Annotated in this window: 16 protein-coding genes and 1 tRNA gene; 12 read left to right on the top strand and 5 right to left on the bottom strand. The window is 64.4% G+C overall.

What is annotated here, in order from left to right; genetic code table 11:
* Both BHE75_RS24585 and BHE75_RS17685 read right to left on the bottom strand, forming a co-directional pair.
* A partial coding sequence (locus BHE75_RS24585) for a hypothetical protein (RefSeq protein WP_438830597.1) occupies positions 1-293 on the bottom strand: 293 nt, incomplete at its 3' end.
* Positions 290-841 (bottom strand): TnsA endonuclease N-terminal domain-containing protein, encoded by a 552-nt coding sequence (locus BHE75_RS17685; RefSeq protein ID WP_084653465.1) that lies wholly within the window; start codon positions 839-841, stop codon positions 290-292. The genes BHE75_RS17685 and BHE75_RS24585, both read right to left, overlap by 4 nt.
* 80 nt (positions 842-921) lie before the next feature.
* Between BHE75_RS17685 and BHE75_RS17680 the strand changes: the two genes are divergently transcribed.
* The 12 genes from BHE75_RS17680 (at position 922) to BHE75_RS23480 (ending at position 18,095) form a co-directional block, all read left to right on the top strand.
* On the top strand, positions 922-2,415 hold the full coding sequence (locus BHE75_RS17680; RefSeq protein ID WP_139181758.1) for a hypothetical protein: 1,494 nt from the start codon (positions 922-924) through the stop codon (positions 2,413-2,415).
* Complete coding sequence (locus tag BHE75_RS17675) at positions 2,412-4,736, top strand: hypothetical protein (RefSeq protein ID WP_070934629.1); 2,325 nt, start codon at positions 2,412-2,414, stop codon at positions 4,734-4,736. Before BHE75_RS17680 ends, BHE75_RS17675 begins: the two co-directional genes overlap by 4 nt.
* A gap of 99 nt (positions 4,737-4,835) precedes the next feature.
* Complete coding sequence (locus tag BHE75_RS17670) at positions 4,836-5,603, top strand: hypothetical protein (RefSeq protein WP_070934628.1); 768 nt, start codon at positions 4,836-4,838, stop codon at positions 5,601-5,603.
* Positions 5,604-5,612: 9 nt separating this feature from the next.
* Positions 5,613-6,536: a YiiX/YebB-like N1pC/P60 family cysteine hydrolase gene (locus tag BHE75_RS17665; RefSeq protein WP_070934627.1), complete on the top strand. Its 924-nt coding sequence runs from the start codon at positions 5,613-5,615 to the stop codon at positions 6,534-6,536.
* A complete protein-coding gene (locus BHE75_RS17660; protein WP_070934626.1) occupies positions 6,536-6,889 on the top strand; it encodes a hypothetical protein in 354 nt (117 codons plus the stop codon). The genes BHE75_RS17665 and BHE75_RS17660 overlap by 1 nt, the downstream gene beginning before the upstream one ends.
* A gap of 741 nt (positions 6,890-7,630) precedes the next feature.
* Positions 7,631-8,122 (top strand): DUF736 domain-containing protein, encoded by a 492-nt coding sequence (locus BHE75_RS17655; protein WP_070934625.1) that lies wholly within the window; start codon positions 7,631-7,633, stop codon positions 8,120-8,122.
* Positions 8,123-8,202: 80 nt separating this feature from the next.
* A complete protein-coding gene (locus BHE75_RS17650; protein ID WP_070934624.1) occupies positions 8,203-9,216 on the top strand; it encodes a DUF2493 domain-containing protein in 1,014 nt (337 codons plus the stop codon).
* A 974-nt stretch (positions 9,217-10,190) separates the two neighbouring features.
* A complete protein-coding gene (locus BHE75_RS17640; protein ID WP_070934622.1) occupies positions 10,191-10,493 on the top strand; it encodes a hypothetical protein in 303 nt (100 codons plus the stop codon).
* Positions 10,490-12,535 (top strand): type IV secretion system DNA-binding domain-containing protein, encoded by a 2,046-nt coding sequence (locus tag BHE75_RS17635; protein WP_070934621.1) that lies wholly within the window; start codon positions 10,490-10,492, stop codon positions 12,533-12,535. Before BHE75_RS17640 ends, BHE75_RS17635 begins: the two co-directional genes overlap by 4 nt.
* Positions 12,532-15,516: a MobF family relaxase gene (gene mobF / locus BHE75_RS17630; protein WP_070934620.1), complete on the top strand. Its 2,985-nt coding sequence runs from the start codon at positions 12,532-12,534 to the stop codon at positions 15,514-15,516. Before BHE75_RS17635 ends, mobF begins: the two co-directional genes overlap by 4 nt.
* Positions 15,506-16,039, top strand: a complete 534-nt coding sequence (locus BHE75_RS23485) for a lytic transglycosylase domain-containing protein (RefSeq protein WP_254684485.1) — start codon at positions 15,506-15,508, stop codon at positions 16,037-16,039. The genes mobF and BHE75_RS23485 overlap by 11 nt, the downstream gene beginning before the upstream one ends.
* Before the next feature lie 424 nt (positions 16,040-16,463).
* Entirely contained in the window at positions 16,464-18,095 is a 1,632-nt protein-coding gene (locus BHE75_RS23480; protein ID WP_368073073.1) for a recombinase family protein, read from the top strand.
* Here the strand turns inward: BHE75_RS23480 and BHE75_RS17620 are convergent.
* The 3 genes from BHE75_RS17620 to moaA form a co-directional block, all read right to left on the bottom strand.
* Positions 18,054-18,128, bottom strand: a tRNA-Asn gene (locus BHE75_RS17620). The two genes, BHE75_RS23480 and BHE75_RS17620, sit on opposite strands and share 42 nt — an antisense overlap.
* 88 nt (positions 18,129-18,216) lie before the next feature.
* Positions 18,217-18,993: an NAD kinase gene (locus BHE75_RS17615; protein ID WP_015458165.1), complete on the bottom strand. Its 777-nt coding sequence runs from the start codon at positions 18,991-18,993 to the stop codon at positions 18,217-18,219.
* Positions 18,990-20,027 (bottom strand): GTP 3',8-cyclase MoaA, encoded by a 1,038-nt coding sequence (gene moaA / locus BHE75_RS17610; RefSeq protein WP_070934618.1) that lies wholly within the window; start codon positions 20,025-20,027, stop codon positions 18,990-18,992. The genes BHE75_RS17615 and moaA overlap by 4 nt, the downstream gene beginning before the upstream one ends.
* Between the last annotated feature and the right edge of the window lie 75 nt (positions 20,028-20,102).

The raw sequence follows: 20,102 nt of genomic DNA, 5'->3' as shown, positions 1-20,102 counted from the left end.
TAGAAGCTGTCGATTACCTCTTCGATCACAGTATCAACCGCCGGATCGAGCAAGGCTCCCCCCGGCGCAGGCCCTCTCGCACGCGGCAGGAGGCTTGTAAGGCGGGGATCGTCCAGATAGCGACGCAACAGGCTGTAGAGATGGGTCGGCCCATAGCCCAGTTCGCGCGCGGCGACTTCGACCTCGGCGCGGGTCCGGTCGGCCTTGTTGGCGAGCATCCTGACTACCGGCAAGCAACGGCGGGCTTCCGCCCAGGCATCCTCGTCTACGTTCAGCAGGTGCGGCCGTGTCATGGCAGGCCGATCCGTGTCGCCGGCACGATCGGCGCCGACACGTCGATGCGCAGCATACCTTGTGCGATCATGCGCCAGATCACGCCAAGCGCTTCTTCCCGCGCCGCCGGCATCGCGTTCGCCAACTCCTGGAAGGTCGGATCTCGCAACGTCCGCACCATCGCCAGCGTGGTTTTCGCAAGATCAGGATCGAGAGTGGCGCTCCGCAAGGGCAGCAGGCGCTTCGCGGCATCCAGTGCAGGACATCGGACTGTCCGGTCGGTCGCGATCCGGAAGCTTCCACCGCGCTCCCTGATCCAGCGCCGCCCCGCCGCGAACGCCGGCCTGAACCGCTTCCATCCCGCGCGCAGGTCCGCCCGATATTTGACCTCGACCAGTTCCGAGCGGCCGTCGCTCCATTCCAACAGGAAGTCGGGCGTGTATCGTCGCCTATCACCATCATGCTCGAACCGGANCGTGATCGGCTGCGACGTGNTCTTCGCATCGCGATCGGCGAAGCTCGACAGCGTGACGAAGTCGCGTTCGNGCGCGCTCTCGTGCNCCGTCATGCCTGTCGGCACGGCGTTGAAGCCAGTCACATGCGACCGATGGCTGAGCGGAACGCGCCTCAATTTTCCTCCAAAGTTGCATGCGACTCAGTTCGCACAACCTTGGACATTTTCAGGCCGATTCACAAACCTTGGATATTATCGCGGGGAGAAGCCCGCACGAAGACTCATGTTTCGGCTCTCGCCGATTCACGAAACCTTGGAAACTGACAGTGAGCGAGACCTATGCTCGCCGCGGCACCACTAGCGATTTCGAGGCCTGGCGCACCTGGGTGCGGCGCGCCGAAGCGCTCTATGCCCTGGTCTCCGCGCGGGCCGGGGAAACCGGCGTGGGCGGCGTCGACTGGGCCAACCGCCGGTTGGCCGCAGAGGAGCGGGTCATCGACTTCGCGGCCGCGGCCTCCATCGACGCGTCGCAGGAACGCTATCTGCGCCAGTCGCTCGGCGTCTTCGGCGGCGCCTACTACACCCAGATGGCCGAATTGGGCCTCTTCACCGAGAACCGCCACGGGATACAGGTCGCCACCCGCGATCTCGGCCGGCGCGCGGCCGGCCTGTTCGCCGACGCGATCGGACCCGATCTCGCAAAGCTCCTGCGCCAGAAGATCGTCGATGCCCGCGTCAGCGTCCGCGACCTCGATCGTCTCGAACGGATCGCGCCCTCCCAGATCCAGTTGGAAAGCGAGGAGCGCAGCTTCTACGAAGCCATTCTCTTCGCACGCGAGCAGTCGCCCGGGCAGGGGGCGGCAAGCCGCGCCGCCACGCTCAGCCTTATCCTGGAGACCGCGCGCGCCATCGAGGAACAGCCTGGACCGGAGGATGTCCGCTGGCACCTCTTCAATCCACCGCAGGCACCTTTGCCCGAACGTCTCGAGGCGCAGCGCCTCAACTGGGAGGCCTATCAATGCCAGGATCTGATGCAGGTGGCATCGGCCGCCATGCTTGCCTGGGCAATCACGATCATCAACGCGGACGGGCAGGGCCAAACCCTCGCTGATATCCGCGCCGAGGTGGTCGCCCATTTGACCGGGCATGACGAGGACGCGTTCGCAGGGAGCTGGCGCGGCCTGCGCCTGAGCCTCGATCCGGGGACCTTTCCATATCAGGCCATGTGGGATGACCTGACGAGCGCCCGCGGCGCGCCGGCCGACAAGGCTGTCTCTGCCATCACCCTGATGGCTGCCTTGCACCAGCGGCTTCGGACACGTCCCGATCTCGCCGATGCGGCAGCGCGCGGCTTGCCTGGCCGCGGTCCTGCACGATCGCTCCGCACGGAACTCGACTGGCTCGAAAGCAGGGATACGGACGGCGTCGTAGACCGGATCGCCGACTATGTGATCGACCGCGTCGTCCGCCGGCATAGTTGGGTCGCCATGCAGAAGCTCCGCCGGCAGCGCGACTACACCTTCCTGTTCGAACTGCGCGATGGACGCCTCTTCTTCCTCGCCGGATATCAGCCGGTGGCCACCACGCCCCGCCTTGCGCCCGCCATCCAGTTTCTCGAGGACATCCATCTCCTGGACGAGGATGGGCTGACGGCGTTCGGGCTCGACGCGCTGGGAACCTCCCGATGAGGCTGCCGGATCGTCTCGGCCGCCGCCTCGGCCGTCCCTTTCACAGTGCGATCGCCACGAGCTTCGCCGTGGAGTTCGCTGCTGTCGAACAAATCCTGCTGCCGCAGCTGATGGCGAGCGGTGCATCGAACTTGCTCCTCATCACCGACGCACGCATGGCCTCACTCGCCCTTTCGGACGGATCGATCCTGCCGACGGCGCTCGGGCGCGACTATGCGCTCCACAGCCCGCCAGCCGCCGACGGGATTTTCCACCCCAAGATCATCCTTCAGATCGGCCATGACAGCGCTCGCGCCTTCGTCAGCTCCGCCAACCTGACCGCGGCGGGGCTTGCCGGAAACGCCGAAGTCTCGATCGAGATCGAATGCAAGGATGAGGACGGTCCCGAGCGTGAGATCGTCCGATCCATCTGGCGCTATCTTAACGCGCTCGTGCCATCCGAACCGTCGCCTGCGCGAGACGCCCTGCGCTGGGCGGGCGAGCGCGCGGCGTGGCTCGACGGTCCACCCGGTTTCGTCCTGCAGGAGCTGGACGACGGGTCGGCGATCGCGTTCCTCCATGCCCCAGACGAAGCGGGAATCGGCGATCACTTCGTCTCGTTCGTGGGCGGCGACAAGGTTCAGTCGCTGGTGGTGATCAGCCCCTATTGGGACGACGATCTTTCCGCCCTTGCCGATCTTTCCCGGCGGCTCGCGCCCAAGCGGATCATCCTCCCGATCGACAGCACGGGGCACGAGTTTCCGGTCGACGCACCACTCGCCCGCAAGCTCCATATCGTCGATCTTGGCTGGCCTACCCGGCGTTTCACCCACGCCAAGATCCTGATTGCTTCGACAGCACGCCATGACCATGTCCTGTTCGGAAGCGCGAACTGCACAACCGCGGCGCTGGGGCGGGCAGGGGCCATCGGCTCCAATGCAGAGGCCTGCATCTATCGGAGGCTACAGCGCGGGGCTGCACGCGAAGCCCTCGGGCTCGACCGCTGGCTCGATGGCGATGTCATCGCGCTTGCCGATCTTCCGCCACGCACCCCATCGACACCCATTCCCCTCAAGGCAATCGAAGCGCGCCAGCCCGGCAGCTTCGATCTCGACAATGATGTTCTCATCTGGCGCTCGGCGCGCGGCGGGATGCAGGAAGGCGAGGTCCAACTCCTCGACAATGGAGCAAACCTGCTCCTGTCCATCCCGGTCGCGTCCTTCCACCATTCCGGCGACACGCGCACGGTGCCAATCGATCCGGCGCTCCACCGGACGCTGTGCTTCGCACGCTTCGTCTCTGGTGACTTCAGCTCGACCATTGCCCACGTCACGCACCGGAACGCGCTGCGCGGACGCCGCAGGGAAATGGCGACCGGGGCTGTCGCCCGGGCGCTCGCGCCATTCACCGATGGAACCGACTTCGATCTCTGGATGCACCAGGCCTTCGAGACACTCGCTCGGGCCGACTTCGAGCAAACAACGCAATCCCCTTCGCTTGCGGCCGCCCACGGACCCTCGCGCAAGCGCGATGGCGTGGTCGAGACACCCGTGTCGCTGAGCTATGAGGAATTCGTGCAGGCGCGGCCTGGCGGCGGTCGATCCGGCGCTGCCGGCGAGAACAGCCTCGCCGGAACCTATAGCGATAGCATCCGGGATTTCCTCAATCTGCTCTCCGGCCGAACTCCCGCTCCCACCGCAGCCGAAGACGATGATCCCGCCTATGACGAGCCTGCGGAAGAGGGCGGTGACGCTGATCTCGATGATGGCGCCGATCGTGGCGACCTTGCGCAGCCGCGCCAGCCGGACGAGGAGCCGATTGATCCCGCCCCGATCGACGCGCGCCTCTATGAGCGCCACGTTATCGGCTATGCCGAGGGTCTCGAATGGGACGACGAACCGCTGGGCCCGAGCGATGTCCTGCGACTGCGCTTCTGGATCCTGTTCCTCCTCTATAAGGCCCGCTGCCCCGATCTCCCTCACGGCCTCGACGGATCAAGCGCCCCGCTATCCTGGCCGCGCTTCACCGTCCGTATCCTTGTCGCCTTCTTCTGCGGCCGCACGCCGGCGATCACCCGGCTCATGATCGCGCGTGACTATAGCGGCATGCCCGTCGACTTCATGGAGTGCTGGATCACCGTCCTCTGGAGCCTCGATGCGATCGAGAATTCCTTGGCCGACCGGCCCAAGGAACGCCAGTTCCTCAAATATATCCCCGAACTGCGCCGGCGCGTGGTCGCCCTGCTCGGGCTCTCACCCGACGAACTGGCCGGGTCGGTCGCCGCCGAGGTTCGCGAAGGGCTCGACCGTTCGATCGGACAAAGGCTCGGTCTTGTCACATAAGCCACCCAAGGAGAGCGCCACGCTCCGCAGGGCCTTGCCGCAAGATGCCCGATGGGAGACCGGAATGTGCAGCACGCAGCAGAAGGCAGGACGAGCCGGATGACCACCGAACGATGCGCGCCTGTCGAACCCCGGCCGATTGAAGATGGAAGACGCTGGTCGATCTGGATCGACGTTGAAGGCTTCAGCACGCTCTGGGAGCGTGGACACAAAGCCGTGCTGGGCCTGAGCGCCCTCATGGAGGGCATCTACAGCCTCGGAACCCGGCTCTACCGCAATGACGGCGATCGCCTCTTCGCCCACCAGTTCGGGGACGGATTCATCATCGTCGCCGACTTCCACGAGCCCCAGCTCGATCGCTGCGCCGCCATCGCCGTTGCGCTCATGCGCCACATCTCTCGTGCCGGATGTCTCGCCCGCGCTGCCATAGCCGAAGGGGAATTCGCCGACATCTCGGGGCTGTGGCCCAAGGTAATCCGGGAGGCCATCGCGCGCGACGGGTCGGACGATTGCGTGTCGCTCGGAAGCGGCCTCATGACCCTGTTGCCCGTCATGGGAACCGCGCTGATCGCCGCCAACAAGCTCGATGCGAGGAATCCCATTAAAGGATCGATCCTCACCATCGCGACCCCGGACAGCGCGCGGATCTCCCCCAGCTTTCCGAGCCGAACCGTCGATGGCCACGCCGCCCTCACGATCCTCGATTGGGTGCATGCGGAGCATTCCCATATCGACCGCATATGGTCCTGCGCCGGCGTTGGCGGAGCGCCCGCGGACGCCGAGCGCGCGATCCGCGACTATATCGATACCGAAGAGCCGCCAACGCTATGGATCCGGGGAACCCTCTACTCCACCAATCTCAGCTAATAGTGCCCCATGCCTGACGAACAGACCCGCCGCATCAAGGTCGAACTGCTCATGCCGGGCGACATCATTCTCACCGCGTCCCGCGGCAAGGTGAGCAAGGCCATTCGCCTCGCCACCAAGGGGCAGGTATCCCACGCCATGATCTGCGTCCAGCACGGCTCGATCGTCGACTCAACCGATGACGGCGTGCAGGCGCACAATATCCAGCGCGAGCTTTACGGGCCGGACGATCATGTCACCGTGCTCCGCCTTCGCTTGCCCCCGAGCGACCTTCAGCTTGGCATCATCATCGATTTCGCGCGCGCCGAAATCGGGACACGTTACTCCAAGAGCGAAGCGGTGCGATCGGTCCTGAGCGGTCCCAAGCCAAGGACACGGCAACTCTTCTGTTCGCGCCTTGTCGCCCGGGCGTTCACCAGCGCGGGCATCCACCTCGTGGCCGACGCCGACTATTGCACGCCCGGGCAGATCCGGCGCAGTCCGCTTCTCGCCGAGCTTCCGGTCATGACCGAGGTGCTGTCATCAGCCGAGCTGGCGGCGTGGGCCAAGCGCCCGAACCCGATCGCCGACATGCAGGAGATCCAGAACCGCATATTGACCGCCGCGCGGCGGCTCGATCCATCGGTCGAGAACTTCAGCGACCTCGACCAGATTGTGCAAGACCATCCGGAATGGGACGAGGAGATCGCCCGTGTCTATCGGGAGAGCGGCTATCTCGACCTTTGGCGAGCCGACTTCGCGATCAACCCGTGGCATTACGATCTCGACATATGGAGGAGAGCGCCGGACCTCACCCCGATCAGGGCCTCCTCGAATATTGCATCAGCACCGTTCGGGAATTCCACACCGGTGGCCTGCGCTTCGCCGTCAATCTCCTTCACTACCAGCGGGCTCTGGAGGCGAACCGCCGGAAGACCACTGCGCAACTCGTAATGCTCTACCAACAGCTCGTGGTGAACGACCAGACACGGCGCGACGTTGCTCTCGCCTGGCTGAAGCGGCACCACCCCGAGGAAGCCGCTCGCCATCTGCAGCGCATTCCGCCGCACTCGGACCTGTGGTTCTCGATCGTGGACCGTGTGGAGCCCCGGCTTGGCGCCATCGCGCGCATCTCCATCCAGCGTATGGGATCACCGGATGTCTGTTCGGCATGCGGCGATCCGGCCGACGACTATCGCCTCGTGAACGCAGCCGAGGCAATGCCTGGGGTGCCGTCGCTCAGGCTTTGCAGCGATTGTGTGCGAATTCGACGCGGCGGTGGCGAAATCCTTGAGCCGATCACATGACCGCAGCGGGGTTCGCAATGGCCGACAGTCGTGGCCGGGGTGGGCGGATGCCCGCCCGAGGCGGGCACCGGGCTCTATCTCCGCTACGCTGCGACCAAGCCCCCTTGCGGGGTCTTGTCCGCTTCGCGGTAACGATCCCTTCCGCGGGTGCGCGCGGCAGGTCAGGCGCTTCCTTCTCGACCGAAGAGTCCAGCCGCACGACCACCGCAATGCAGGCTTCGCCTAAGGAATCGCGCTAGTCGCGCGATGCGGAGCGTGGAGCCAGCCCGATCGCATCGCCCCCTTCGCCGCCCTCGCAGGATCCGTGCGTTGCAGGACGGGTTTCGTCCACAAGAATTGCGTCGGGACAAAGCTGCGCTAGGCGAAAAGGGGCCGGCGATGTTTGTCTGTTTTCAACAGAAGCGCCGGCCCCTTTTCGCCAAGCTTCGCTAGAGCCCCTCCCGTGCTTCTTGCGGACAAGAGCCCCGCCCTGCGCCTTCGGACCTGCGAGGGCGGCTCCGGGTGCGATGACGATCGAGCCGGCCCACGCTCCCTTTCCATTCAAGCGGAACCGACCGCTGCGCGGCCGGTGCGTCTTCGTCATTTGTGGGCCGCTGACGCGGCCGTCTGTGCTCGGGCTCACCATGCACGATGAAAATCTGTCAATAAATCAATAACATGGAAGTAATGGAGGGGAGGGAGTAGGGTTTGGATGCGGCCGGGAAAGAGAAACGGCCCGCACCCGAGAGAAAGGATGAAGTCATGAAGATCGGTAGCTTCAAGTTCGACGAACGCGCCAGCGACATTATCGGCAAGATCGCCACTCGCGAGATGCGCTTTCCCTACCTCATCATGCGCCGTGTCGAGGATCGACAGAGCGACAGCGCCCCCGTCTATGAAATCTACGAGACGAACCGCGCGGGCGACGAAATCCAGATCGGTGTCGTCTGGGAACGCCGCATGAAGTCCAATGACGAGGTGTTCCTGTCCGGCATGGTCGATGACCCGAGCTTCCGCGAGCCGCTCCCCATCGCCCTTTTCGGGGACGAGACGAACGGCTTCGATGTCCAGTGGCGGCGCGAACGCGACCGCGAGGCACAGGGCGGCGGCTTTGGCGGACGCTCCGGCGGCGGCCAGCGGCAGGGCGGTTTCGGCGGACGGTCGGGCGGCGGCTTCTCCGGCGGCAGCACCGCAGGCCCCGGCGGCGAATATACCGGGAACGGGCGCAGCCTTGACGATGAGGTGCCCTTCTAAGCGGCACCAAGGCGGGCCGGGGGAGCGCTGGAACGCTTCCCCGGACCCTGAACCGTCACCCGACCAAAGGAACCCATCCCATGAGCAAGCCAACGGCCTTGCGCAGCGTTAGCAGCTTTGCCGACCTGCCGGAACTCTATGCCGAACTCACCGCCACCCCCGATTTCGTGGCATCGTTCGGCGATCCCTTGCCCCTCACCATCATCGACGCGGGCGAAGACCCTGCCGAACACACCATGCCCGATCCGCTCGCGGCGCAGGCGGAATGCGGGGGCATCGTCGCCGCCATTTTCGACCTGCTAGGCGATACGCGGCTGGACCCACTCGCGCCCGAACTCGCATGGGGCTTCGTTAACAGCTTCCACTTTGTCGCGGGCAAACTCGAAAGCCGCGAGGACAGGCTGGCCGACACGATCCGCGATATGGCGCGCCGATTGGAGCCGGGCGAGGTGTTCAACAAGGAACTGGAAGACACCCAGCTTGAATGCCAGTCGGTCGCCGAGCAGCGCGCCGCCATGGAAGCCATGCGCGACTATGCCGCCGCGATGTATCGCGCCTATGCCGGTCGCCCATGGTCCCCGGCTCGGGGATCGCGCGCGTCCCATGTCACCACCGCCAGCCAGATTTCCGCGCTCGACTTCCTGCGCGCACGATCCGAGCGGCGGCGCGATCGCTACGACCCGCAAGGCCCCGTCGTCGTCGTTTCCGGCCCGCAGGACTGGCACGACTGGCGCGTCATCTGGAACAGGCTCGACCAGATCAGGGCGCGCATCCCGCACATGGTGCTTGTCACCACCGGGCAGCGCGCCGGTGTGGACGCCGCCGCCGCCGCATGGGCAGCGCAGCGCGGTGTCGTCTGTATCGCGTTCGGCCTCTATGGACGCGGCAAGGGCAAGGGCTTCAAGCGCAACCGCGACATTGCCGAGCTTATGCCGGTCGAGGCGCTGCTGTGCGAAGGTTCCGGCATCCAGTCGAGCCTCTATGACCTGCTCAACCCGGAACAGGGGCACCGCGTGCCCACGCATGTTTTCATGCGGACCGATCAGGAACCCGATGTGCCGATCAAGCGCAAGCGCCGCGTCATAGCGGCCTGATCGGACGACCACCCAACGAGAGGGACCGGCGCGGCACACCGCAGCCGGTCCCTTGTCGTGCTTGTCGCACGAGCGGGGGAAACCCGAACGGTTTCCCCCGCGTCGCTCCTTTTGCCGGGCGTTCCGCCCGCCAACGTCGCTCCCCTTTCCGCTAAGGCTGCACCGTCGCCTGGCTCGCNCCTCCGGCCTCCGATCCGGGCGGCGGCGTAGCGCCGGACTTCCCCCGCGCGGCGGCACCAGTCTTGACCGGCAAACCCCGTGCGGGCGGATCATCGGACGCAGCGGGAAGCGCCTTCAAGGCTGCCAGCGCGGCACTGCCACCGACCCGGATCGCTTGGGCGAGCACATCGCGAAACTCGCGCTCGCTCAGTCTCTCGACCGCTAGCTCCGTCGCGACCTTTCCATATTGCGCGCGCAATCCGCGCCGCACCGTCTCGGCTTCTTGCGCGAGGTTGCGCTGGTCGGCCTCGATCTTCGCGAGCCGTTCCCGTTCCGTCATCTTGGGCATGTTTGGACTCCTTCTAGGAAGGAGGTCTGCTCGCCAGTCCCGACTATCCACCAAGGAGCTTTCGCTTGCAACGCCTTCCCGCCAACAGAGCGCAACCAATCAAGCGCGGCTCCCCTGCCGGGGAGACCCGCGCCGATCGGGATCGACGGGCGCAGCGGGCAAGCGCGCTGCGGGCGAGGGACGCACGCCGGAGGCGGGTGTAATGCACCCCACGCACGGGTGCTGCGGGCGCGAATCGTCTGCTTTTCCGCCATTTTCCGAGGGCACAGAGCGGCTGTCGATCTGGCACTGATCGGCTGCCGCCGGCAGCCGGGCCCGGAGTGATGCGGGCCTAAGCGATTGATCTCGCTTGGCACTCTCTGGCTGCCAGCGGCAGTTTCGATAAATTGTTGAGATCACGGCGTAAATCGGCTATAAGGGTGACGCTTCACCACGTTGCTGGCGTGCCGGACAAGGAGTCCGCCGCTTGGCACGCATCACTATCCGCATAGACGATGACCTCTATGCGCGCCTTTCTGTCCAGGCGCGCAATGCTGGACTCGGCGCCGCGACCTATTGTCGCGACATCCTCGAACGGTTCGAAGGCACAGATCCTTCGGGCTACCATGCCCGCTTCGATGAGCTCCATGCGACGGTCATCCAGGCCTTCGCCATCCTCGCCACATCGGTCGGCGAGCGCTCGCCCGACATCCTCCAGAAGGGGCTGGGTGAGGCGCGCCGGCTCCTCCGCGAAAGGGGGCTGCTCGATCCCGAGCGGGACCGGCCATGAGCATCTTCCGCCACGACACGCTGGGCTCCTGGACCCGCGGCGGGCAAGCCATCGTCCACAACGTCCGGATGACCACCCAGGTCTTCTACCAGACCTTCCTTGCAGGACTCATCATCTGGATCGGTGGGATCATCTGGTACGCGCTGGAGAAGTCCTCAGAGTATGAGCGCTTCGTTCTGGTGAAGCTCGGCCAGGCGGTCTTCATGGGGGACACTGTTCCCGGCAGCGCGACCCCGATCTTGTTCAAGACACCCGCGGGTAAGCAATATTGGACGACACCGAAGGGCTTGCTCGACTCAGGTGTCGCCCACAAGACGCTCGCCGCCTTCGAGACCTATCTGCTACACGGTGCAGCGCTCTCCGGGCTTTTCGCCCTCGCCATGCTCTTCTGGGCCTGGTTCTATTTCACCCGGACGGGGAGGGGGCTCGGCTCCAACCACTTCCTGCGCGGCGCGCGCTTTGGAACCGTTCGGCAGGTTCGCCGCGCGCTCTGGCGCTACGCCAAGGGCAGCTTCGAAATCGGCGGCGTCAACGTGCCCGACGCCTTCGAGCCGGAGCATATCCTCATCTGCGGCGCTCCGGGCACCGGCAAGACCAACATCATCGTCAAAATGCTCGACGGCATCCGCAAGCGGAAGCGCCGCGCCATCGTCTACGATACGGCCGGAACCTTCGTCGAGAAATTCTACCGGCCCGGTATCGACGTGCTGTTGAACCCACTCGACGCCCGGGCGGATTGCTGGTCGCCATGGGTCGATGTTCCTCGCGACTATCACTACGACCAGATCGCCGAGTCCACGATCCCGGACAAGACTGGCGACCCCTTTTGGGCAAAGGCAGCGCGCGGGACTCTGGTCGCCGTCTTGCGGAAGTTGGCGCGCCAAGAACGGACTCTCGTCTCGATCCTGCTCGACACGCTGCTGCGCTCCAAGCTGAAGGATCTCGCTGCCTTCGCCGCCGGCACCGATGCGGCGGCGTTCATCTCGACCGAGGGCGAGCGCACCAGCGCGGGTATCCAGGCCGAGCTTGCCTCCGTCATGCGCAGCTTCTCCTATCTCGACGATACCGCCGACGGCTTCTCGATACGCGACTGGGTTGCCAACGAGAGGGACGACAGCTGGCTCTTCATCACCGTGAAGGCGGACCAGCTTCCCTCGCTCCGCCCCCTGATCACGGTGTGGCTCGACATCGCGATCAGCGCGATCATGAGTATGACAGCCGATCGCAACCGCCGCCTCTATTGCGTCATCGATGAGTTGCCGACGCTCCAGCGTCTGCCATCGCTCGGCGACTTCCTTGCCCGCGCCCGGAAATATGGTGGCTGTGGCATCCTCGGCTTTCAGAGCTACCCTCAGCTCGAGGCGACCTACGGCATCCAGGACGCCGCCGCGATCACCGGCTATTGCTCGACGTGGGTGGCGCTCAGAGCCAACGACACCCCGACCGCAAAGCATGTCAGCGAGAACCTCGGCCAGGTCGAGCAGGTCGAGGCAAACGAAGGCATGTCCTATGGCGTGAACGACATGCGCGACGGTGTGAACCTATCCCGCATGCAGGTGACGCGGCCCCTGGTCATGCACACTGAGGTCACCAACCTACCCAACCTGACGGGCTATCTGCGCTTCGGACGCAGCCTGCCGGTGGTCCGGTTCGAGGACAGCTACCATAAGGTCGCTTCTGTCGCCGAGGCGTTCGAGGAGCGCGGAGCACCGCCCATTCGGCTGACGGTCGCGGTCCCACCGACGCCGGCTATTCCGGTTACGCCGCCGCCTCCGGCTAAGCCGAGGGCGGGCGCCCAGAAGCGACGACGGCCCGATCCCAAGGCGCATGAGGCCGAGCTGCCACTTCCTCCGCCACCAAAAGAGACAGGAACATCGGATGGCGCCCCAAGTGCCGGCCCGATGTCGCCGTCCCATCCGAACGGGGACAACGAACCGGCACCCACTTCACCTCCGCTCGAGCTGTTCGGCAAGCCCGCGGGGTTTCGTCTCAGCCAGCACGGCCGCCATGACGGCGCCCGCAACACAGCGAGGCCGGCATGATCAATCCCATCCGCCTGAAGGGGAAACCCACGAACATCGCCCGCTACTATACCGTCGGCGACTATTACACCAAAGGCGCCGACGAGCACTCCGAATGGGGTGGCAAGGTCGCCGCCGAACTCGGCCTTGAAGGGAAGGTCGATCCCGGCGTTTTCAAGGAGCTTCTTGCCGGCAAAGTTGGTGATCAACAGCTCGGCCGTCGCCGCAAGGATGGCAACATCCAGCATCACCCGGGCTGGGATTTCGCGGTCAACGCTCCGAAATCGGTCTCGATCATGGCGCTGGTGGCAGGCGATGATCGTATCATACAGGCGCATGAGCGGGCGGTCGGGGTCGCGCTCTCCTACCTCGAAGAGCACGCTACGATGCGGCTTCGCGTCAATCGAGAGGTTGTCGAGAGAACGACCGGGCGGCTGATCTATGCGCGCTTCACTGAGCACGCGTCGCGCGAACTCGATCCTCATCTTCACACCCATGTCGTCGTCATGAACATCACCGATGAACGTGATGGCGCAAAGAAGGTCAGCCTCGAGACGCGCGCTATGTTCGCCGAGCAGATGGCAGCGGGACAGGCCTATCGGAACGAACTGGCGCACCTTCTCAAGGAGCTTGGCTATGAGGTCGAGTTCGATCCCCGACGCGGCCTCTTCGAAATCAAGGGCATCCCCAGGGATCTGATCACCGAGATGTCCCAGCGCGCTGAGCAGATCGAGGCTCATGCGAAGGAACATGGTCTGACCGGGCAGGCGGCGCGGCAGCAGGCGTTCTACGTTACCCGCGGTCCCAAGCAGAAGGTGTCGCTCGAAGATCTGCACCAGCGATGGGAAGGGCGGCTTGGTAAACATGCTGACGCGGTAAAAGAGACCAAGACGGCTGCGGAAAACGTCGGAGATCGCAAGCTCGACGTCGAACATCAAACGGCGGCGCGAGCGATGTTGTTCGGTATCCGACAATCCGAGGGCAAGGAGGCGGTCAACAACCTGGGACGGTTGCTGCAGACGGCATTAGCCTCCCACGTGGGGGAGGTTCGACTCTCCGACATCCGCCCCGTCGCGGAGGAACATCAGGCGCGCGCGAAGTTATTGGAGACCCGGCATCGTACCGGTGACGAAATCCATACGCGCGGTCGCACCACCCGAAAGACAGCCCGGCTGGAAATAGCATTGTCGGATCAACTGGCGCTTGCCCTGAACGACGCGCGGCCTCTGGCATCAGTTGAAGCGCTTCGCGATGCCGGCATCGCCCGCGATCTCAAGCCCGAGCAGAGAACCGCGCTCCTGCATATAGGAACTACCAACCACAGGGTTGTCGCCGTGCACGGTGTTGCCGGCTCGGGTAAATCCACAATCATTGGCGCATTGCACGAGGCTGTCGGTGAGGACGCGACCCTGATCGCACTCGCTCCCACCTCGTCGGCTGCCGCTGAGCTGGGTCAAAAGGCCGATATTCCGTCGCGCACGGTGGCGAGCTTGCTTGCCACCGGCGGAGCAAAGCTCGACGACAGCCATGTCCTGGTGGTTGACGAGGCTGGCCAGCTTGGCAACCGCCAGGCGACCCGGCTGCTTGAGATCAGCCGAACCACCGGCGCCCGCCTCATCCTACTTGGAGACACCCGGCAAACGGGGGCGATCGAGCAGGGCAAGCCCTTCTGGTTGATGATGCGCCTGGGAATGCCAAGGGCGGAACTGAAGGATCCAATTCGTCAGCAGGACGAGAGGATCATGCAGGCCGTCCGGCTGGCCCGTCTCCAGAATTACGAGGGCTCCCTCAAGGCGCTCGAGGCCGTCTCGACCGGTGCGAGCAGCGAGAAGCTGGCGGAGTGGCTGGTCGCCGACTGGACAAGGCTCAGTCCCGAACAGCGCGCGAAGACCAACATCCTCGTGCTTGAGAACGCGACCCGTCTGATCGTCAACACCAAGGTCCGCGAAACTCTCAAATCCGAAGGCGCGCTCGCGGCCGAAGAAGCCCGGCTCTCGATCCTCTCGCCCTCGGGCATGACCGACCAGGAGAAACATTTCGCGCGCTTCTATTCCCGGGGCCAGGTCGTGGTGTTCTCACGCGATAATGCCGGCCTCGGGATCGCCCGAGATGCCGAGTACAAGGTGATTGGGGTAGGGCGGGACGCTCGCGGGCGCCAGACGGTCAATCTAGTCGATGAGCATGGCAGGACGATCCTATGGGACCCACGTCTGGGCCGGGCCTCCCAGATCAATGTGTTCAGGGAAGAGAAGCGCGAACTTGCCGCCGGCGACCGGATCCAATGGCGCTTGGTCAATCGGGACCTGGATCTCAAGAACGCCGAGCGCGGCACCGTCGAGCGACTCGACGGTACGCTCGCGACAATCCGCTGGGATCGAGACGGCAGGAACCAGGAGATCGATCTGTCTCAGCACAAGAACTGGGACCATGGTTACGGCGAAACCGTTTATTCCGCGCAGTCCAAGACCTACGATCGGGTCTACCTCCTTGCGCCGGTGAATTCGCCGCTCGTCACTGGCCAGAACTATTACACCGCCATCACCCGCGCGAGGTTCGGCGCGAAGCTTTGGACAGAGGACCGGAAGCGGCTGGTCGAAAAGCTGAAACAGCGCTCGGGCGAGAAGACCTCTTCGCTCCAGGGTCTGGGACGGATCGAACGGGACAGCGTAAGGGGCCGGACGGCCCGCCACGGGGAACGCTGGGATCGGCTCCGAGCCGAGCAGCGTACCGATCGCGAAGCCCGCGAGGCACGCGAGGATCGGTCCGCGGCGCAACGAGAACCCTCGGAAATCTCTCGCCCGAGGGGGATAGTCGAACGCATCGCCAGCCGTGCTCAGTCCGCAGCGACCATTCTGGATCGATGGATTGTCTCGCTGCTCGACCGAAGTCCCGCCCAAGCAGAGGATCACGAAGACGGGCGGTCCGCTACGGCCGCGCCGCGACCGGCTCCTGAATCTGCCCACGCGCCCTCCCAGGATCACGACGCCGGCCATGATCGCTAACGCCAGACATACCCGCCGGCTTCTGACGCTGCTCATCCTGATTGTTGCTCCAGCGGGCGCGAATGCGCGGCCTGTGGCGGCGGCTATTCACGAGGCTCGCATAGGTGACTGCATTCGGCAGGCATCAGGCGGCCGTGCTTGGCTTGAAAAAACCTTATGGGGTCTGCGCGACCAAGAGGCAGGCTGGATCGGTGCCGAAATCGCCAACACCAACGGCACGCATGACCTCGGTCCACTTCAGGTCAACAGCTTCTGGGTGCCGAAGCTCGCTAATGCTGTGGGTCGCCCGCCCGCCGAAGTGCGCGCTTGGCTGATTCGCGATCCATGTTTCAACGTGCAGGCGGCGAGATGGATATTCCTCAAAGGCCTGTCCGTAACACGCGACTATTGGAAAGCGGTCGGCGTCTATCATAGTCCAACGGCTTGGCGACAGCGAAGGTATGCCGCCGCCGTATCGCGCCATCTGGCGAATCGCTTCGGTAGCCGCGTCTTTGGCGCTGATCGCTCGTCGGTGAAGCAATGAGGCGGACTAGGCTCGATTCCACCACCTATGGCGAGGTGAAACCTGTCTCCGATGAGGTAGACGAGACGGCGCGCGTGCCTTTCGTGGATGAACCGTCCGGCAGAGAGGACCGTTGGACGGTCAGGAGAGGCGCGCTGTCGCGGCAGTTAGTTCTCGATGCTCAGGCGCTCTTCGAGCAGAGAATGCAACGGCAAGTCTCCGAAAACGAGGCCAGAAACATGCTGGGCAATCTCGCCGATTATGTCTGGATGCTCGTCGAGTGGGAGGTGTCCGCCGTTGATCCGACCGCAGCGATCCGGGAAAAGAACCCTCGGGGCAAACCCCGTGGACGGCCTCGGAAATCCGATTATGAAAAGCGAAGACAGTTACGTCGATCGCCACCCACATAATTATGTCCTTCGCCGTTTAGTGGAGGGAAGGGGGGATGGGACGGCGTTTGGTAGGATTCAGGACAGAGAAAATGGCACGCCCACGTAAACCCAAAGCGCAGCAAACTGGTCGGGGACGCCCCGCCGGAACCGAGAAGGCTGTCCTCTATGCTCGCGTATCTACCGCTGAGCAGGAAAAGGAAGGCTTCTCGATCGACGCCCAGGTGGCTCTAGTGCGTGAATACGCCGAGCGCGTGGGTCTCCTCATCGTCGAGCAGTACGTAGACGTTGAAACCGCCAAAAAAACGGGTCGAACTCAGTTTGAGGCGATGCTCAAGTATCTCCGCGGGCATCCAGGCGTCCGACATCTGCTGGTGGAAAAGACGGACAGGCTCTATCGCAACATCAAAGACTGGGTAACGCTTGATGGGTTCGACATCGAGCTCCATCTGGTCAAGGAAGGAACGGTCCTCTCTCGCGATTCGCGCTCTTCGGAAAAGTTCATGCATGGGATCAAGGTTCTCATGGCCAAGAACTATGTGGACAATCTGTCGGAAGAGGCCCGCAAGGGCATGCTGGAGAAGGCGAAGCAGGGCATCTGGCCCTCTCAGGCGCCTTTGGGGTATCTCAACGTCGTCGGGCCTCTTGGGAAGAAAATTATCGTTCCTGACCCCGACCTCGCACCCATCGTAACCCGCGTCTTCGAATGGTTCGAGACTGGCGATTATGCTCTGAAGGAGGTTACACAAAAAGCGAGAGCTGCCGGCCTCCGCTATCGTCGCAGCCAACGGCCGGTTGGAATCAGCACAATCCACTACATGCTTCGGAACCGGCTCTACGCAGGGGCCTTCGAGTGGGCAGGACGCCTTTTTCAGGGAACCCATGAGCCGATCGTAACCCGCGAGACATGGGAGAACGTCCAGGAGGTTCTGGACGGTCGCAGCGCGAGCAATGTTCGTGCCGAGCCATTACGATTTGCGTTCACGGGCCTTATCACGTGCGGACACTGTGGGTGTGCGGTCGTGGCTCAGATGCAGCGTGGCCGCTACATTTATTACCACTGTTCCGGATTCAAGCAGAAATGCCCGGAGAAGTACGTCCGAGAGGAAGCCTTAGCAAAGGCATTTTCGGAGCAACTCGCCCGTTTGCACATGGATGACGAGGTCTTCTCGCTCATCGAGCGGGCTATTCGCGAATCTCACACAGATAAGAGCCGGGAGCGGGTTGAGGCGATTGCCCGACTGCGGGCAGACGCCGATCGGCTACAGCATCGCCTGGACACTCTTTATGTCGATAGTCTTGACGGTCGGATATCGAGCGACATGCATGATCGAATGGCAGCGACGTGGCGCGAAGAGCGGGCGGTCTGTCTACGGCGACTAGATGCCCTCCACAATGCGGAAGACGCATTCGTCGACGATGGTATCGCGCTGCTGAATCTTGCTCGGAAGGCTCACTCAACCTTCAACCTACAGTCACAAAACGGCAAAAACATCGCTTTGAATCTGTTGGTTTTGAACAGCACGTGGGCAAACGGCCAGCTGACGGTCACCTTCCGCGAACCATTTGATATGCTTGAGAAAATTGTGTCTGGAGCCCCGCCCGCAGAGCCCCCGACCGGGTCGGGTGGCTCTGGAGTTTCAAGTTGGCTCCCCGGGCCTGATTCGAACAGGCGGCCGTCCGATTAACAGTCGGATGCTCTACCGCTGAGCTACCGGGGATCACCATTCGTCCCGACCAAGGCGTCGAGGCGAGGCGCGCCTATAGCAGCGGCTTGTCGCGGGTTGCAAGCCCCTCTTTTCCGCTTTTTCAGACGGCGAACTGTTCCATGGTGATGCGGTCGTCCAGCGCATGTTCGGGGTCGAACAGCAGGGTGAGCGAGCTGGCCCGGTCGATCGCGACGGATACCGTCGCCACGTCGCGCACCTCGCGCTGGTCGGCCACCGCGCTCACCGGCCGTTTCACCGGATCGAGCACGCGGAACTTGATTCGCGTGCGTTCGGGCAGGATGGCGCCGCGCCAGCGGCGGGGGCGGAAGGGGCTGATTGGCGTCAGCGCGATCATCGCCGAATCGAGCGGCAGGATCGGCCCCTGCGCGGAGAGGTTGTAGGCGGTGGAGCCGGCCGGCGTGGAGGCGAGCACGCCGTCGCACACCAGCTCGGGCAGCACCACGCGGTCGTTCACCAGCACTTCCAGCTTCGCCGTCTGCCGGGTTTCGCGCAGCAGCGACACCTCGTTGATCGCGGGATAGGATACGGTCTCGCCGTCCACCGTCTCCGCATCCATGCGCAGCGGCGTCACCGTGAAGGTCTTGGCGCGCCCGATCCGGTTTTCCAGAAGATCGGGGCTCCATTCGTTCATCAGGAAGCCCACCGTGCCCAGGTTCATGCCGAACACGGGCAGGATGCGCCGCCTGTCCAGCATGGCGTGCAGCGTCTGGAGGAGGAAGCCGTCGCCGCCCAGCGCCACCACCAGCGTCGCTTCCTCGATCGGCACCCATTCATAACGGTCGCGCAGCACCACCGCGGCCGCCTGCGCGGCTTCGGTGGGGGAGGGGACCAGCGCCAGCCTGTGCTCGGTCGTCATCCGCCGGTGACGCTCATATGGCGTGCCACGGCGGGCGCCGCCCCGCGCCGGTCGATATGGAAATCATGATGTTCGGGTTTCCTCGTCATCGCTTCGTCCAGCAGGGCGTCCAGCGCCGCCGGGCCGCCCGCGCGCAGCGCGCCGCGCAGGTCGGCGCGCGCATCCTGGCCCAGGCAGAGGTAGAGCATCCCGCCGGCGGTGATCCGCACCCGGTTGCAGCCGGCGCAGAAATTCTCGGTCAGGGGCGTGATGAAGCCGATCCGCGCGCCCAGCTCCTCCACGCGATAATAGCGCGCCGGGCCGCCGGTGCGGTCGATCAGCGGGGTCAGGGTGAAGCGGGCGGCCATCGCCTCGCGCACCCCGGTCAGGGGCAGGTAGCGATCGGTGCGATCCTCCTCGATCCACCCCAGCGGCATCGTCTCGATCAGGGTCAGGTCGTGCCCCTCCGCCGCGCACCAGCGCAGCATGGGCTCGATCTCGTCCTCGTTCAGGCCCTTTAGCGCCACCATGTTGATCTTCACGCCCAGGCCGGCAGCCGTGGCGGCGGCGATGCCGTCCAGCACTTTCTCCACCTCGCCCCGCCGGGTGATGTGGCGGAAGGTGGCGGGATCGCGGCTGTCCAGGCTCACGTTCACGCGGCGGATGCCGGCATCGAACAGGGCCTGGGCGTTGCGGGCGAGGTTGGTGCCGTTGGTGGTGAGGGTCAGTTCGTCCAGCCCGCCGGTGGCGAGATGGCGGCCGATCATCCGTGCCAGATCGGGCACGCCGCGCCGCACCAGCGGCTCGCCGCCGGTCAGCCTTATCCGGCGGACGCCGCGCGCGACGAAGGCATCGGCGATCGCGGCGATCTCCTCCAGCGAAAGGATCTCCGATCGCGGGCTGAAGGCCATCGCTTCGGGCATACAATAGCGGCAGCGCAGGTCGCAGCGATCGGTGACCGAAATGCGCAAATAGGTGATTCGGCGTCCGAATCCGTCGATCAGGGCTTTAGCCGGGGCGATTCCGGCGGCACCCGTCTGCGCCATGCTGGTCATGGGGGTGAAGCTAGGGCCGGGGCGGGCCAGGGGCAAGCCCGGCGGGCCGGGCGCAATCATGTCGTTAACGTAACG

The sequence above is a fragment of the Edaphosphingomonas haloaromaticamans genome (assembly GCF_001853345.1).
Classification (GTDB): Bacteria; Pseudomonadota; Alphaproteobacteria; order Sphingomonadales; family Sphingomonadaceae; genus Sphingomonas_E; species Sphingomonas_E fennica.
This window is presented reverse-complemented; position numbering and strand designations above follow the sequence as displayed.